Raw genomic sequence first — 16,227 nt, 5'->3', positions numbered from 1 at the left:
AAGTCAATACAATTGTTTCAAAGCAGCGCAATTAGAACTGGACGTCCGCTGGGAAAAATAGCAATTGAAACTGTTGCCCGCATATATGCAATTTATTATGCGGGCAAACAGATGATGAATTTAGGATGGGAGTTTGGGCGTTGATGAATGTCAGGGAAAGTTATGTGAGGGAATGCACAGAAACTGTTCACATGCTTGCGAAAGAATATCTTACATCTCCCTTTAATGTATTAGAGATGTTTGCAGGCAGCGGTTCTATTTATACAAAAGGATTTGTGGATTTTTCTGAAAAGATTATAGGCTATGAACTGAATAAGGAATTACAAGCAGCATTCGAACAAAATATAACGAACGGACAGTTCATCCAAGCTAATTCAATAGAGAAGCTGATGAATGATGAGTTTCAGCGGGACTTGATAGATTCGAACATTAATATTATCTCCATTGACAATCCATTAGGCCAATATAATGGTGATTTTTTTGAAAACTTTCAAATAATGGACCATATAAAAAATGTTATTCCACTAAACCAAAAATCAATACTATGTTTAAATCTTGTAAAAACACCTTATCATCCCGAACGGCATGGAGAATGGATTAATCGCAGAAGTGAATTTTTTCGGGATAACGGTTTGAATGTGAACCTGGATGCGGCAGTGAATACATATATTTCTCTTCTGGAATTGCAAGAAATAAAGATATTAGACTACAGAGCTGTTCTCAGGGAAAAGCACGAAGGCATCGATTACTACTATATGTTATTTGTTGTTGTGGAGGGATAAAGTGAAGATTGCAATCAGCCAGCCGGAACACTTCCCTTATATGGGTTATTTTCAAAAAATGTCCCAAGCGGATGCCTTTGTCATCCTGGACGATGTTCAATTTTCCGGCCCCCGTAGTTATCAAAACAGAAACAAATTTATCAATGCCGCAGGTGAGGAAGAATGGTTCACTGTACCAGTAGAGAAAAATTCATTTTACAAACTAATAAAAGATGTCAATACTGCACCCGATTTTGGCTGGCGGAAAAAACTGCTGAAAAAGATTGACTACCATTTTTCCATGGATCTTCAAGATGTATTTATACCCGAGAAACTAGTTGATATCAATATGAACTCCATTAATATTTGTAAAAAAGCTTTTGGAATACATACCCCTTTATTCTTCAGCTCTGAAATTCCAACAACAGGAAATAAAAATGAACTCCTGATTTCAATTTGCAAGTACTTTCAAGCAGATACATATGTCTCGGGAGAGGGGGCCAAAAACTACTTGGATGTGAATGAGTTTAATAAGGAAGGCATTGATGTCATTTTTTTAAAACCTATGCTGTCCAACTATGATTCATCCATTATCCATCTCAGTGAGGGCCGGAATGAAGCTGGCAGAGAGGAATTAAATCAATACATGCTGTATGTATCAGAATAGCAGTTAAGCAGCCAAAAGGAAGTGGAATGATGCAAGACAAGATCTTCTCAATAGATGATGAACTGGAGTTTATTGCAATACCAGCAGGTACATTTACGATGGGTGCACTGCATGGTGATGAGCACGCTGCAGAAATTGAAACACAGAGAGAGATTAGATTAACTGAATCCTTTGCTATGCAAAGGACTCCTGTAACTGTGAAGCAGTATCTTAAGTTTACAGCGGAAACGGGCCATAATGCGGACTATAAGATAGAAATCTGGGATGGAGATGAGTGGGTTTTGGGGCCTGATTTTTCAGATGCGAATAACTGTGGCGATTTTCCGGTCATTGGTGTGTCATATTTTGATACCTTAAAATTTATAGAATGGGCTTCGAAAAAATATAAGGTATCGTTCCGCCTGCCGACTGAAGCGGAGTTTGAATACGCTGCAAAACAAGAGTGCAGTTGTTCGTGCGCTTGCAAAAAGTCGCTGGAGTGCAGGGAATTAAAATTAACAAGAGACTCAGAAGAGCTGAAAAAGAAAGTGTACCCAGTAAAAAATTCAATAGCTGCTTTCAATGGTTTACAAGGGATGCATGGCCTCATATGGCAATGGTGCGAGGACTGGTTCTATTTCTATGATCCGGTTGACATTATTGATCCAAGCGGTCCAAAGGATAAACCAGAGTATGCCCCGTGGCGAGGAGAAAAGTGGACAACGGGAAAGGTGATTAGAGGTGGTTCATTTTCATATCCTTATCACCATTCGAGATGTTCTAATAGGCATTATGCAAAGCTGGAGGACAGGAACTATAACGTTGGTTTCAGGCTGAGTTTCAGTATTTGACAATGATCATTCGAAAAGTAACCTGATATGAATAGAAGGAGATTTATATGCCTGTAATTGAAGTGGACAAATTATTTAAAGAATATAAGACGAAAAACGGTGAAAAAAAGGTGGCCCTGAACGGAGTATCGTTTGATGTGCATGAAGGTGAAGTTTTTGGTTTATTAGGCCCGAATGGAGCGGGAAAGACGACAACCATCAAAATACTTTCCACCTTGCTTCTTCCTACCCGCGGTTCTGCTTCAGTGCTAGGGATAGATGTCATAAGGAATGGAGAACAAGTCAGGAGCCAAATCAATTTTGTATATGGAGGAGAAAAAGGGGTTTACGGGCGTTTAACCGCCTTTGAATATCTCTCCTATTTCTGCGTTCTGTACAGAATTCCCCGTAAGCAGCAAAAACTGCTCATAGACGAACTGATTACAATGGTTGGGCTGGAGCACGCAGAGGGCCAGCAAATCTATACATACTCTAAAGGAATGATCCAGCGCCTCCATATAGCCAGGTCACTTATAAATGATCCTAAGGTAATATTTCTTGACGAACCGACAATCGGCCTTGACCCGGTGGGCTCAAAAATGCTCCGTGAATTAATTAAATCTCTATCCAAAAAAGGCATCACCTTCATTTTGACTACCCATTATATGAGCGAGGCCGACGAGCTTTGCGACAGAATCGTTTTTCTCAAAAACGGCAGTATGTCTTCAATCGGTACCCCGAAGCAAATAAAGGAAGAATGCAACGATTTGAATGTGTTTGAAGCGACAATACAATTATTCGACCAATCAGGATTGGAAAATGAAGAGCTCATCTCCGTCAATGATTTGCAGCATATCACAGAATCATATAAAACAATCAAGCTGGAATTTAAAAAAAATCTGGATATATCAGAGCTGGAAAATGTCTTGAAAAAATACTGTCAGGTAATAAAAATACAACGGAAAGAAATTTCTCTTGAGGATGCCTATATCTATCTGATGAAAGATGTGGAGTGAGTGGATTGAACATACTATCGTTAATCATAAAAGAATTTATCTACTTTACGAATCTGAATAACAGAATATACCAATTTATACTATTTGTTCAGCCACTGGTGCTCCTGACGATCATTCACTTCATGTCAGTCATGAAGGGGATTGAAATTACCGGACCTTATATTATTGCAACTGCAATTGTCAGCATGTGGAGCTATGTTCTATATTCGTCTGGTTCATCACTTATTTGGCAAAAGTGGAATGACTCATTGAACTTATTGATCGCTGCTCCTGTTAGTTTGTTTCAGATTGTTTTATCGAAGATGTTGAGCAACTCCCTTATAGCTTTCATATCGTTAACTCTTACACTTTTTTACGCCAAAATTATTTTTTCTTTGAACATTGGGATAGCGCATTTAGGGACGTTTATTTTTACCGCAATTGTCCTGTTGGTTTCATTGTCTGTTGTGGGAATGTTTCTGGCGGTGGTATTTACTACAGTTCAAGAAGTATATAGCTTCCAGAATTTTATTCTCACACCAGTGATTTTACTGTCAGGAATCTTTATACCTGTTGAAAGCCTGCCGTTTACTTTCCGCATAATTTCTTACTTATTGCCAATGACCTGGGCGGTAGAAAGTATTTATAGCGGTTTAAATGAAACAAATGATGTGTTTCTTCTGGCCGGTGTATCTTTAGGTTCTTCATTTATTTACTTATTTATCTTATTTTTTGGTATCAGGCGAATGGAAAAAATCATGAAACAATCTGGCAGTTTAGGAGTTGTTTAAAGATAATATGTTATTACAAAGCAGGTTAAGCTTTACATTCCTTTCTTTTAAGGCGCTATACTCCTATAATTCATTGAAATTATTTATTTTTTTTCGATTTCTCGATCCCTTCATCCATTATTTATTCTTCGCAATGATTACAACATCCATTGTTGGAAGTGAGTATCTTACATATGTCATCCTTGGCAATATTGCATTTTATACAGGCAGGGAATTGTTTCAAAACTTCATTTCCATTTTTCGCTACGAGAGGCGATTCGGCACACTTAGTTTGAATGTGGCAGCGCCACTCCCTACATTTGTGATATTAATAAAAAAATCCGTTGTTCCTCTATTAGATAGCTTATTTATTTTTATTATTAGTGTATTAATGGCCTATGTCATGTTTGATGTTTCTTTTTCATGGCAGAGCTTCTGGCTTCTCTGTGGGGCTGGGGTCATCATGGTCTTTGCATTATTCGGAGCCGCGCTGCTTATTGCCGGCATTTCACTGCTGTTTTCAAATGTAAATTTATTTGTGAATCTTTTATTTGCAGGCTTTCAATTACTATGCGGCGTGAACTTTCCCGTTTCCCTACTACCTGATTTCCTGCAGAATATCTCAAATATACTCCCTCTCACACATAGTGTGGAATTGATACGGGATATTCAGGCGGGACAGAATGAACGGATATATCATCTTGCTCTGGCGGAGTTAAGCATTGGAGCCGTTTACTTTATCATTGCCATCCTGCTTATCGGACTTATGGAAAAGTATGCGAAACAAACGGGACGGCTCTTCGACAATGAATAATTTATATATCTAAATTGTCTTAATATCCTCATCATTTACATTCTTAAACGGCTGCCAAGTGGTTGCCGTTTTTTATCAGTTCATTTTCTTTGAATGAATTGTAAGTATATCCCTTTGGTTAAATCTACTAACATGTATGGAATACACGAGTGTGTCATTTTGTAATAAATGTTATATTTGGTTATAAATATATTTTATTAACAAAATATTGTATTTTTTCTCTTTTCTAATGAAATTAAATAAAATAAGGAAAAGTAGATTTACTCCAAGCCATGCTTTATAGTCTTAAAAATCTAATAAGTATAAACATATAAGCTGATTTATTAACAAAATTGTAAAAGTATATCAATAATTCTTTCCAATCACCGATAATAAAAATACCAACACAAGAAGACTTTGGCTTTGAGAGGGAGAAAAGGATGAGGAAGAGCATAAAAGTAAAAATGTTAGTGGTATTTTTGGGTATTATTTGCCTGTCAGGAGTCTTGATCAGCTATACTTCGTATCAATCATCGGTTAGGCTGATCAAAGAATCTGCCTCCGTACAGGCAGTCAGTATTGCTGAGCACGTAGTCAAGAAAATCGATCCTGACCGGTATCCGGAGATAACCGTTGCAGCTGGAGAAAAAGGCTATTTTGAAGAACTCCAGCAAACTCTGAATGAAATCAGGGAAGCTAACGGGTTGAAGTACATATATACAATGGAAAGAAAAAAGACAGATAGCGGCTATGACTATTTTTACATGGTTAACGGAGTACCGGATTGGTCTAAGGACCAATGGCTGGGCGATAAAGAAAAGAATATTGATGAATATCCAGACGTGGTTCAAGCGTTTGAAACAGGTAAAACCCAAACAGACATGACGTATACGAAAGAAGATGGAGGAATTGTATCGGCTTATGTTCCGATCATGTCTCGGTCGGGGGAAATGCTTGGGATTGTCGGGACGGATATTGATGTCACGGGTATTTATAAAAAGCTGGCATTAAGCCGAATGCAGCTTGTCTGGATTACTGTTGGGATACTTGCTGTAAGCGCAATTCTCATTTACACGTTTACACTTTCATTTACAAAACCATTAAAAGGTCTTACGGCATTTGTCGAAGCGCTCGGCAGGGGGGACCTTTCCGGAAGCATAGAGTCGAAAAGGACTGATGAAATCGGGAGACTGACGGCAAGCTTTAACGGAATGATCGTCCAGTTAAGGGCGATGATCAAGGGAATAAATGACAACTCTGTCGAACTTAACGACAAGTCGGCTGAACTGCTGGAACACGCGAATGAGACAAGAGTGACAGGGATTGAAATTGCCACAGCGATGCAGGGAATTTACGACAGTTCAATCAGCCAGCAGGAAAGCATGTACACGAGTGTGGAAAACATCAAGGAAATGTCCACTGGAATTCAGCATACGGCAGCAGCATCTGCGGGTGCTTCGGAACAGTCCGTTGCAGCGCTAACTGAAGTGGAATACGGAAAAGGAAAGCTTGGGAATGTTGTTTCTCAGATGACGACAATCAGCAGATCTGTTAATGAATCTTCGAATGCTATTCTGAAGATGCAGCAGCATTCGAAGGAAATAGCAAAGATTGTCGGTATGATACAAGAAATTTCTTCACAGACAAACCTGCTTGCTTTGAACGCGGCCATTGAAGCCGCAAGGGCCGGGGAATCGGGTAAAGGTTTTGCCGTTGTTGCGGAAGAAGTGAGAAAGCTTGCAGAGCAGTCGAATCGAGCGACCGAAAATATTCAATCTCTTATTGGGAAAATTAATCATGATACGGGTGCTTCGGTATCAGCAATGGATGTTGTTCTTGAAGATGTAAAGACCGGAATCTCCACAGTCGAGGAAACCGGTGAAGCATTTGAGCACATTTTCACTGCCATGGAGGAGTCAGCGCAGCAGATTCAGAAAGTTACCTCTATATCCGAAGAGATGGCAGCATCAGCGGAGGATCTCAATCAGGCGGCACTCGAGGCAGCTAAAATGGCCGAGCAGGCTGCGGTTGGGACAAAAGAAACTGTCCAGGTAACGAAAAGGCAGGAGGAACTTGCAATTGGAATGTCGGAATCTATCGACAGCCTTTCAATCATGTCTGCAGCATTAAAGGAATTAACGAGCACCTTTAAACTTTAATCTTCTAAAAGCCAGGCTGCTGATGGGCCTGGCTTTTGTGCGCGCAATATTTGGAATGTTTGCGGACATCCCTCCATACAATAATGGAATCAGCCTGATTTGATGTTTAGAATCCCTTAAAGTTGGGAAAAGGGTCATTTGGATAAAGTTTTCAATGTTGAACTGCTTCTGTTTGTCCTTTACAATTTATCAAAATAGGAGTATATTATTTTTCTGTAGTGAGTTGTCCCTTGGTGCTTTATGGAATGAAGATAATAATGACATTTTCTAAATAAAAGCAGGTGAAAAAATGAAAAGATTAATTAATAAAGACGAATTGAATGTAAATAACTATATGGGCTTTTTCTATTTAGCCGTGATCCTTATGTGGCTTAAAACGTATATAGTCCAGATGACCCAGTTTGATTTGGGTGTTGATAGCTTTATGCAAAATTTCCTGCTCTTTCTCAACCCGCTCGGTTCTTCTGTTCTGTTTCTCGGCCTTGCCTTGTTCAGGAAAGGAAGAAAAAAATATCTTTCGCTTTTAATCATTGATTTTATAATGAGCTTCATTCTATACGCAAATGTTCTATATTATCGCTTTTTCAATGACTTTATTACTTTGCCGACTCTGACTCAGACTGAGAACTTCGGTGATGTAAGTGGGAGCGTCATCTCGCTAATCAAACTAGGAGACCTCCTGTTCTTTGCAGATTTCATCCTACTGCTTGTTCTGTTTGCGGGACGCAGGATCAAAATTGATTCGTCTCACATTAACCGCAAAAAAGCCATGGCTGTGATCCTTGCTGCATTGGCTATTTCAACAGTCAATTTGGGACTAGCGGAGAAAGACAGACCGCAGCTTTTGAAGAGGACATTTGACAGGAATTATATCGTTAAGTACCTTGGAATGTACAATTACACCATTTACGATGCGGTGCAAAGCACGAAAGCCTCTGCACAGCGGGTTATGGCTGACAGCAGTGATATTACGGAAGTTATTAACTTTACACAGTCACAATACGCTAAGCCAAATCCGGAATACTTTGGGGCGGGAAAAGGGCGGAACGTCATTTACCTGCACCTTGAATCCATGCAGAATTTCTTGATTAATTACAATCTTAATGGTGAAGAAGTCACGCCGTTCCTGAACTCATTGACACGTGACTCCAACACTTTCTATTTCGATAATTTCTTCCACCAGACAGCACAGGGGAAAACTGCTGATGCTGAGTTCATGCTTGAGAATTCTCTGTTCGGTCTGCCACAAGGGTCTGCTTTCACAAACAAAGGCTTGAACACCTACCAGGCTGCACCAGCGATTCTAGGTCAGCAGGGTTACACATCTGCAGTGTTCCATGGCAATACGAAATCATTCTGGAACCGCGACGAAATCTACAAATCGTTTGGATATAACAAGTTTTTCGATTCATCCTACTATGACATGAAGCCGGAAAACGTTGAAAACTATGGGATGAAGGATAAACCTTTCTTCAAGGAATCAATCCCGATGCTTTCAGATCTTAAGCAGCCGTTTTATTCGAAATTTATCATGCTGTCCAATCATTATCCTTATCCAATCGATGAAGAGGATGCCTCAATTGGCCCGCATACGACCGGTGATAAATCAGTAGATTCCTATTTCCAGACAGCCCGCTATTCGGATGAGGCTATCAAGGAATTCTTTGATTACTTGAAGGAGTCCGGCCTTTATGACAACTCCATCATTGTGATGTATGGTGATCATTACGGGATATCTGAAAATCATAACAGTGCGATGGAAACAGTCCTCGGCAAGGAAGTAACACCTGCAGTTAGCGCTGACTTGCAAAAAGTGCCTCTCTTCATCCATGTACCTGGTGTCAAGGGTGGAACGATGCATCAGTATGGCGGCCAGATTGATTTAATGCCGACGCTGCTTCACTTGCTGGGAATTGATACCAAAAATTATGTGCAGTTCGGTACAGACCTTCTGTCACCTGAACACCGCAATATCGTTCCTTTCCGCAATGGAAACTTTGTCACACCAACCGTGACATCTGTGAATGAAAAATACTATGATACGAAAACCGGGGAACCACTGGAGAAAACTGAGGAAATGCAGCAGGAACGTGAATTTGTTCAGCAGCAGCTTCAACTTTCCGACAGAGTTGTAAATGGTGATCTTCTGCGCTTTTACACTCCAGAAAATTTCAAACCGGTAGACCGTTCAAACTATGATTATACAAACGAAGACCAAAAAGAAAAAAAATAGTAGACAAAAAACAAGGGAGCGGAAAAATCCGCTCCCTTTATTTTTTACTTAAAATCGATTTGTTCTGTCAGGCCAAGGCCTTCCGCAATCCGGCTTCCAAGCTCTGCATCAGCTTTCAGGAAATGACCAATCTGCCTGATTTTTATATCATCCCTGGCAACAGGCTTCATTGCGCCAACGATATTTTCTATGAGCCTTGCTTGTTCTTCCTTGCTCATGAGACGGTAAAGGTCACCAGCCTGCGTATAGTGGTCATCATGGCTGTATGCCATGCTCCCGGCTGAACCCGTCACTTCAAAGCTTGCTAATTTATGCTGAGGTGATTCCTCTGGTCCTCCAAAGCTGTTTGGTTCGTAATAAACAGAACCCCCGCCATTATTGTCGCTTCTCATTTGGCCGTCACGTTGATAGTGGCTGACGCCGGATTGAGGACGGTTGATTGGCAGCAGGTTATGATTGGTCCCTACGCGGTACCTGTGAGCATCAGCATAGGCAAATAAGCGGCCTTGGAGCATCTTGTCTGGAGAAGCTTCCACGCCTGGTACAAACGACCCTGGAGAGAATGTGGCCTGTTCCACTTCTGCGAAATAGTTATCCGGGTTTCTGTCAAGAACCATCCGGCCAACCTCGATCAGCGGATAATCCTTCTGTGACCAGACTTTGGTCACATCAAATGGGTCGAAGCGGTATGTATCCGCATCTTCTAATGGCATGATTTGTACACATAGCTTCCATGAAGGGAAGTCGCCCTGCTCAATTGCATTGAATAAGTCTTCTGTATGGTAATCAGGATTGACTCCAGCAATTTCGGCTGCTGTATCAGGCGCAAGGTTTTTGATGCCTTGCTCGGTCTTAAAGTGGTATTTGACCCATACCGCTTCCCCTTTGTTATTGACCCACTTGAAGGTATGGCTGCCGAATCCGTGCATATGGCGGAAAGTGGCTGGAATGCCGCGGTCTGACATAAGAATTGTCACCTGGTGAAGCGACTCAGGAGACAGGGACCAGAAATCCCATACAGCAGTCGGGTTTTTTAAATGTGTTTTTGGATCACGTTTTTGTGTATGAATAAAATCCGGGAACTTGATGGCATCTCGGATGAAAAATACCGGTGTATTGTTGCCGACAAGGTCATAGTTACCGGCTTCAGTGTAAAACTTTACAGCAAAGCCTCGCGGGTCCCTTACCGTGTCTGCGGAGCCAAGTTCCCCTGCAACAGTTGAAAAACGGGTGAACACAGGTGTCCGCTTTCCAACTTCAGAAAGGAAGTCTGCTTTTGTGAATGAGCTTAAGTCATTGGTTACTTCGAAATATCCGTGGGCTCCGGCACCTTTTGCATGGACAACCCTCTCAGGCACTCTTTCACGGTTGAAATGGGCAAGCTTCTCAAGCAAATGGACGTCCTGGATCAGAGTAGGTCCCCTGGAGCCTGCCGTCATTGAATTTTGATTATCACCAACTGGTGCTCCCCAGCTCGTTGTCAGCCCTTTTTTATCTTTATCCATGTGGTTGTTCCTCCCTTTTGTTCTTCTTTATATTAATACTTAATTTTAATAAAAACTAAATATTAATTTATAATTATTATAATGTAGTCCTTTTTTCTCGTCAATCATTTAAACCATATGGTACTCGTTCATGAAAAATGCTTTGAAGATCAGGAAGAGCAAAAAATGAACACTGTGTGAAACTTTTTTAAATACGTCCATCGAAGGAAATAAATGGACTATAATGATGATGAAAAAATTGGTTAATGGAGGTCATGGAATGAAGAATGAATTAACACAATCAGTCAACCAACAGATAGCAAACTGGAGTGTGCTTTACATCAAATTACATAATTATCATTGGTATGTGACAGGCCCTGAATTTTTCACGTTGCATGCCAAATTTGAAGAGTTGTATAATGAGGCTGGGCTCCACATTGATGAGCTTGCTGAACGCCTGCTGGCACTTGGAGATAAACCAGTCGCAACGATGGCTGGCTGCCTGGAGATTTCATCAGTGAAAGAAGCTGAAGGAAAAGAAACAGCGATAGAAATGGTTGAAAAAATTGTCAGTGATTTTTCCATCATGATTGAGGAACTGAAAAAAGGAATGGGTACAGCAGAAGCTGCAAATGATGAAACAACCGGAGACTTGCTGCTATCAATCCACTCAAGCCTGGAAAAGCATGTATGGATGCTGAATTCGTTTCTCGGGAAATAGTTAAAAAGAGACAGGTTTGCCTGTCTCTTTTTTATTTGCTTTATAATGTAATTCTCTTTTAAAAATGGAATCATTGGTTGTAATCTAATGTTAATTAGGGGGCTTTATCTATATTAAATTCAGCGGTCCTACGTCAATCGAGCAGGTATCTTTATAAAGCGACAATACTTCCAGATTCCAATATCAATAAAGAAAGCCGGTTACTCGCACATTTGCGGGCAGCCGGCCTTTTTAGAGGAGAAGATGAGATTCGAACTCACGCGACGGTCGCCCGCCCTAGCGCATTTCGAGTGCGCCCCCTTGAACCACTTGGGTACTTCTCCGAATATATGGAGCGGGTGAGGGGAATCGAACCCCCGCCGTCAGCTTGGGAAGCTGGAATTCTACCATTAAACTACACCCGCATATTTAGTTGAATTGAAAGACAGGAATGATCCCGTATTCGGTACCAATCCTGCCTTGGAAATGCGGATGAGAGGACTTGAACCTCCACGGTGTTGCCACCACTAGAACCTGAATCTAGCGCGTCTGCCGATTCCGCCACACCCGCGTGTAAAATGACGATATAAATACTATACCATAAAAGCATTATTGTGTCATAGAAAATTTCTGCCACGATTTTTAAAACTAGTGTGTAATATTGATGTAATAGCTGTTATATTTTCGTAATGATACGTCATAATCCTTCGTAAAACTGGAATGTAAGCGGATAAAAGGAATGCGGCGGCATAAGGTTTATTTTACCACCAGTTTGGCGAATACAAGCATGGCAATGAATCTATCATTCAGCCACACTTTGGAATTTTTTGCGTGATGAAAGCTAGTGTTACAATTGGTAGCCTGATAGTTGAGAGCAATTTAGATACCAAGGAGGATTATCATGTCATTAACGAAAAAAGCACTTGTGGCAGTTATGCCGTTGTTAGTGGTGCTGCTTTTTTCTTTCCAGCCGGAAGCAGAAGCAGCGGGCACTTATTCAGTCAAAAAAGGAGACACTTATTGGACCCTTGCCTCAAAATTTGGGGTTTCAGTGAATGAATTGAAGAAAGCAAACCGAGCACAGAGCAACTCGCTGAAAATCGGACAAACTCTTTCCGTTCCGAATTCATCTGTCTCAAATGTTGATAAGGATTTAATGGCGCGCCTTGTCCGTGCAGAAGCGGAAAGCGAGCCGTACGCAGGGAAAGTTGCAGTGGCGACTGTCATACTCAACAGGGTGGCCAGCCCGCAGTTCCCGAATTCAGTCCGAGGAGTCGTTTACGAGAATGTAAAGGGGCATTACGCCTTTTCTCCCGTAAAGAACGGAAGAATCAACAGGCCTGCAGATGCAGCTTCAAAGCGTGCGGTCAATGAAGCCCTCGCATACAGCGGACAAGGAAAAGGGTCATTGTATTTCTATAACCCAAGAACAGCATCGAGCAGCTGGGTATTTTCACGCCAGACAACGGTTACAATCGGGAACCATAGATTCGCCAGGTAGGCATTCAATAACTTTGTTGACAAATAGTATAATAAAAAGCATATGTAAAGGCCGCTTTTCATCCACATGTCCAAGGATGAAAGGAGGCCTTTTTCGTATGACAAATTTTAGAAAGCGCAATTTTACGGCAGTTTGATGCCTGCACTGCGATTTTTAACTAAAGTAGTTGGAAATTTCTAATAATGATGGTATGATTTTTACATAGAAAAAGAAACGGTGTTCCGTAATAGCAAACAAAGGATTAGGTAATGGAATTGACAGTCGCCACTTATTAAAGATGCAGGAGGAAACAAAAATGCCGAATTATGTAACAGTGGGGAATTTACAGGCAGAGCGCCAGCTTTATGATTTTATTAATTTAGAGGTCCTTCCGGGCAGCGGAGTGGAGAAGGATGAGTTCTGGGAGGGCTTTGAAAGACTTGCAACGGAGCTGATACCCAAAAACCGCGAACTTCTGGCCAAACGGGACGATATTCAGGAAAAAATCAACAAGTGGCACAGGGGGAATCAAGCTTTTGATTTCGGCAAGTACAAAAGCTTCCTGAAAGAAATTGGCTATCTTGAGTCTTATACTGGTAACTATGAAATTGGCACACAGCAGGTCGATGATGAGATTGCCGCCCAGGCGGGTCCGCAGCTTGTCGTCCCTGTCAATAATGCGCGCTATGCCATCAATGCAGCTAATGCGCGCTGGGGAAGCCTCTATGATGCGCTATATGGAACAGATGCAATCAGTGAAGAGGGCGGAGCTGAAAAAGGTCTTGGTTACAACCCTGTCCGGGGAGAGCGGGTTGTACAGTACGGGCGGGAGTTTCTTGACAATACGGTACCATTAAATAGAGGCTCGCATAAGCAGGCGGCTAAGTATACGATTGAAGCCGGCCGGCTTTCAGTGCTGCTGGAGGATGGAGTAACAGCAGAACTTGCAGAGCCTGGAATACTTAAGGGATATACGGGAAATCCAAAAGATCCTTCCAGTATTCTCTTTCTTAACAATGGGCTTCATTTTGAAATTGCAATCGATTCAGGCCATCCAATCGGCAAGACGGACAAAGCAGGAGTCAAGGATATTATCGTCGAGTCTGCTGTGACAACAATCATGGACTGTGAAGATTCAGTTGCCGCTGTAGACGCAGAGGATAAAGTCCTTGTTTACCGCAACTGGCTTGGATTGATGAAGGGCGACCTTTCAGCGGCGTTCAGGAAAAGCGGTAAAGAAATGACGAGAACGCTTAATCCGGACCGCAGCTATGTTTCATTAACAGGAGAGGAATTTACCTTAAAAGGGCGTTCCCTTATGTTCATCCGGAATGTGGGGCACTTGATGACCACCAATGCAGTGCTTGCTCCTGATGGCAATGAAATGCCGGAAGGAATCCTGGATGCCGTGATCACAAGCCTGATCGCAAAGCATACTCTTCTGGGGACAGGAACATACCAAAATTCATCAAAGGGCTCAATCTACATTGTGAAACCGAAAATGCATGGCTCTGAGGAAGTAAAGTTTGCCAATACACTTTTTGCCAGAACTGAAAATTTGCTCGGCCTTGAGCAAAACACGGTGAAAATTGGAGTGATGGACGAGGAACGCAGAACATCATTAAATCTAGAAGCCTGCATCAGGGAAGTAAAGGACAGAATTGTTTTTATCAATACAGGATTCCTTGACCGCACTGGGGATGAAATTCATACATCAATGGAAGCAGGCCCAATGATCCGCAAGAATGATATGAAATCCTCAACATGGCTTGCAAGTTATGAAAAATCCAATGTGTTGGCAGGATTATCTACGGGATTCAGGGAGCGTGCCCAAATAGGCAAAGGGATGTGGGCGATGCCTGACATGATGGCAGCGATGCTCGAGCAAAAAATCGGACATTTACATGCAGGAGCTAATACGGCATGGGTACCGTCCCCGACCGCCGCCACATTGCATGCCTTGCATTATCATACTGTTGATGTGAAAAGGGTCCAAGACTGTTTGGCGGAAAACAAAGAAGACTTAACGGATGCAATCCTTACAATTCCTGTAGCCGAAAATACAAAGTGGACATTAGAAGAGATCCAGGAAGAGCTTGATAATAACGCACAGGGTATCCTTGGCTACGTGGTGCGCTGGGTTGAGCAAGGGATTGGGTGTTCCAAGGTTCCGGACATTCATAATATCGGCTTGATGGAGGACAGGGCTACATTAAGGATTTCGAGCCAGCATATGGCCAATTGGCTTCACCATGGAGTGGTGACAAAGGAGCAAGTGCTTGAGACGCTAAAACGGATGGCCCGCGTGGTTGATGAACAGAATGCGGGAGATTCGGATTACCGGCCAATGGCACCAGAATATGATAGCTCTGTCGCTTTCCAGGCGGCCTGCGACCTCGTGTTTTCGGGCTTTAATCTGCCAAATGGTTACACAGAACCAATCCTTCACCGCCGCCGCCAGGAAGCAAAGGCGAGGTATGCGCTCAAGGAGCAGAGGTAGCAATCCTGTTTCAAATGGAATTCATTGGGGGTAATGGTTTGGAAAGAGTGAATACCGTCAAGTCTGTTGGAAGGGCACTTGAGATCATTGAGATTGTCAGTGCGAAAAAAAATGGTCTTGGTGTAACGGAGATTGCGAAACAAATTGATATAAATAAAAGCTCGGTCCACCGGATACTGGCAACGCTTGTTCAATATGGATACGTTGTACAAGACGGTGAAACAGGAAAATACAGGCTCGGATATAAATTCCTTGAATACAGTTCGAGGCTGCTCGATTCGATTGATTTGCGTGCGGAAGCCAGACCGTTTCTCCAGGAGCTTGAGAAAGAAACGAATGAAGTGATCCATCTCGTCATTCATGATCATGGAGAAGTCGTGTATATCGAGAAGCTGGAAGGAAATGAAACATTGCGGATGCATTCAAAAGTCGGAAGGCGGGCACCTATGCATTGTACGTCTGTCGGCAAAGCAATCCTGGCATTCCTTCCCGAAAATATTGTCTTTGAAATTCTAGCGCGTAAAGGTTTGCCACAGCATACGGAAAAAACGATTACGAAAGAAGACGTTTTGCTACAAGAGCTTGAAGAGATAGGTAGAAAAGGGTATGCCCTTGACCTTGAGGAAAATGAAAAGGGGATTACCTGTATCGCTGTCCCGATTTTGGACCATTCAGGCAGAGCTGTCGCTGCTGTCAGTGTTTCAGGGCCCTCAACTCGAATGTCTGACGGAACGATGCAAGAGCTCCAGGGGGAAATGAAACAAATTGGCAGGGAGCTGTCAGCCCGGCTTGGATATAGTGCAAGAATGAGAGGATAAATCCAATAGATATACATTTTGATTTGCCGCAGCCTTTTTGGCTGCGGTGTTTTAATTT

The 16,227-nt window shown here is 42.1% G+C and carries 13 protein-coding genes and 3 tRNA genes; 12 read left to right on the top strand and 4 right to left on the bottom strand.

Going from position 1 to position 16,227, the window contains the following annotated elements; translation table 11 throughout:
* The first annotated feature begins 140 nt into the window (after positions 1 to 140).
* The 8 genes from D1970_RS00665 (at position 141) to ltaS (ending at position 9,187) form a co-directional block, all read left to right on the top strand.
* On the top strand, positions 141 to 782 hold the full coding sequence (locus tag D1970_RS00665) for a hypothetical protein (protein ID WP_142920979.1): 642 nt from the start codon (positions 141 to 143) through the stop codon (positions 780 to 782).
* Between the two features lies 1 nt (position 783).
* Positions 784 to 1,428 carry a WbqC family protein gene (locus tag D1970_RS00660; protein ID WP_119110954.1) on the top strand — a complete coding sequence of 215 codons (645 nt, stop codon included), beginning with the start codon at positions 784 to 786 and terminating at the stop codon, positions 1,426 to 1,428.
* Positions 1,429 to 1,454: 26 nt separating this feature from the next.
* Complete coding sequence (locus D1970_RS00655) at positions 1,455 to 2,258, top strand: formylglycine-generating enzyme family protein (protein ID WP_119110953.1); 804 nt, start codon at positions 1,455 to 1,457, stop codon at positions 2,256 to 2,258.
* A 47-nt stretch (positions 2,259 to 2,305) separates the two neighbouring features.
* The gene (locus tag D1970_RS00650) at positions 2,306 to 3,253 is read left to right on the top strand and encodes an ABC transporter ATP-binding protein (protein WP_119110952.1); all 948 of its coding nucleotides are present in this window, start codon (positions 2,306 to 2,308) and stop codon (positions 3,251 to 3,253) included.
* A 5-nt stretch (positions 3,254 to 3,258) separates the two neighbouring features.
* Entirely contained in the window at positions 3,259 to 4,023 is a 765-nt protein-coding gene (locus D1970_RS00645) for an ABC transporter permease (RefSeq protein WP_181213365.1), read from the top strand.
* 7 nt (positions 4,024 to 4,030) lie between these two features.
* Positions 4,031 to 4,816 (top strand): ABC transporter permease, encoded by a 786-nt coding sequence (locus tag D1970_RS00640; protein ID WP_119110950.1) that lies wholly within the window; start codon positions 4,031 to 4,033, stop codon positions 4,814 to 4,816.
* 419 nt (positions 4,817 to 5,235) lie between these two features.
* Positions 5,236 to 6,954 carry a methyl-accepting chemotaxis protein gene (locus tag D1970_RS22110; RefSeq protein WP_119110949.1) on the top strand — a complete coding sequence of 573 codons (1,719 nt, stop codon included), beginning with the start codon at positions 5,236 to 5,238 and terminating at the stop codon, positions 6,952 to 6,954.
* Between the two features lie 289 nt (positions 6,955 to 7,243).
* A complete protein-coding gene (ltaS, locus tag D1970_RS00630; protein WP_119110948.1) occupies positions 7,244 to 9,187 on the top strand; it encodes a lipoteichoic acid synthase in 1,944 nt (647 codons plus the stop codon).
* Between the two features lie 44 nt (positions 9,188 to 9,231).
* Here the strand turns inward: ltaS and katA are convergent, their stop codons facing one another.
* Entirely contained in the window at positions 9,232 to 10,692 is a 1,461-nt protein-coding gene (katA, locus tag D1970_RS00625; RefSeq protein ID WP_119110947.1) for a catalase KatA, read from the bottom strand.
* Positions 10,693 to 10,951: 259 nt separating this feature from the next.
* Here katA and D1970_RS00620 point away from each other — a divergent pair, with 259 nt between their 5' ends.
* Complete coding sequence (locus D1970_RS00620; protein WP_119110946.1) at positions 10,952 to 11,392, top strand: Dps family protein; 441 nt, start codon at positions 10,952 to 10,954, stop codon at positions 11,390 to 11,392.
* Positions 11,393 to 11,627: 235 nt separating this feature from the next.
* On the opposite strand, the gene D1970_RS00615 is transcribed toward D1970_RS00620, so the two are convergent.
* The 3 genes from D1970_RS00615 to D1970_RS00605 form a co-directional block, all read right to left on the bottom strand.
* Positions 11,628 to 11,715 (bottom strand) — tRNA-Ser (locus tag D1970_RS00615).
* A 7-nt stretch (positions 11,716 to 11,722) separates the two neighbouring features.
* Positions 11,723 to 11,796, bottom strand: a tRNA-Gly gene (locus tag D1970_RS00610).
* A 62-nt stretch (positions 11,797 to 11,858) separates the two neighbouring features.
* A tRNA-Leu gene (locus tag D1970_RS00605) sits at positions 11,859 to 11,942 on the bottom strand.
* Between the two features lie 330 nt (positions 11,943 to 12,272).
* On the opposite strand from D1970_RS00605, the gene D1970_RS00600 reads away from it, so the two are divergent.
* From D1970_RS00600 to D1970_RS00590, 3 genes are all read left to right on the top strand, one after another.
* The gene (locus D1970_RS00600; RefSeq protein ID WP_119110945.1) at positions 12,273 to 12,872 is read left to right on the top strand and encodes a cell wall hydrolase; all 600 of its coding nucleotides are present in this window, start codon (positions 12,273 to 12,275) and stop codon (positions 12,870 to 12,872) included.
* Between the two features lie 295 nt (positions 12,873 to 13,167).
* Positions 13,168 to 15,351 (top strand): malate synthase G, encoded by a 2,184-nt coding sequence (locus D1970_RS00595; protein WP_119110944.1) that lies wholly within the window; start codon positions 13,168 to 13,170, stop codon positions 15,349 to 15,351.
* A 38-nt stretch (positions 15,352 to 15,389) separates the two neighbouring features.
* Complete coding sequence (locus D1970_RS00590) at positions 15,390 to 16,169, top strand: IclR family transcriptional regulator (RefSeq protein ID WP_119110943.1); 780 nt, start codon at positions 15,390 to 15,392, stop codon at positions 16,167 to 16,169.
* The last annotated feature ends 58 nt before the right edge of the window (positions 16,170 to 16,227 follow it).

It is taken from the genome of Mesobacillus zeae, from assembly GCF_003570705.1.
Taxonomy (GTDB): domain Bacteria; phylum Bacillota; class Bacilli; order Bacillales; family Cytobacillaceae; genus Mesobacillus_C; species Mesobacillus_C zeae.
Note: the sequence above shows the minus strand (reverse complement) of the source record. Positions and strands in the feature narration are given on the sequence as shown.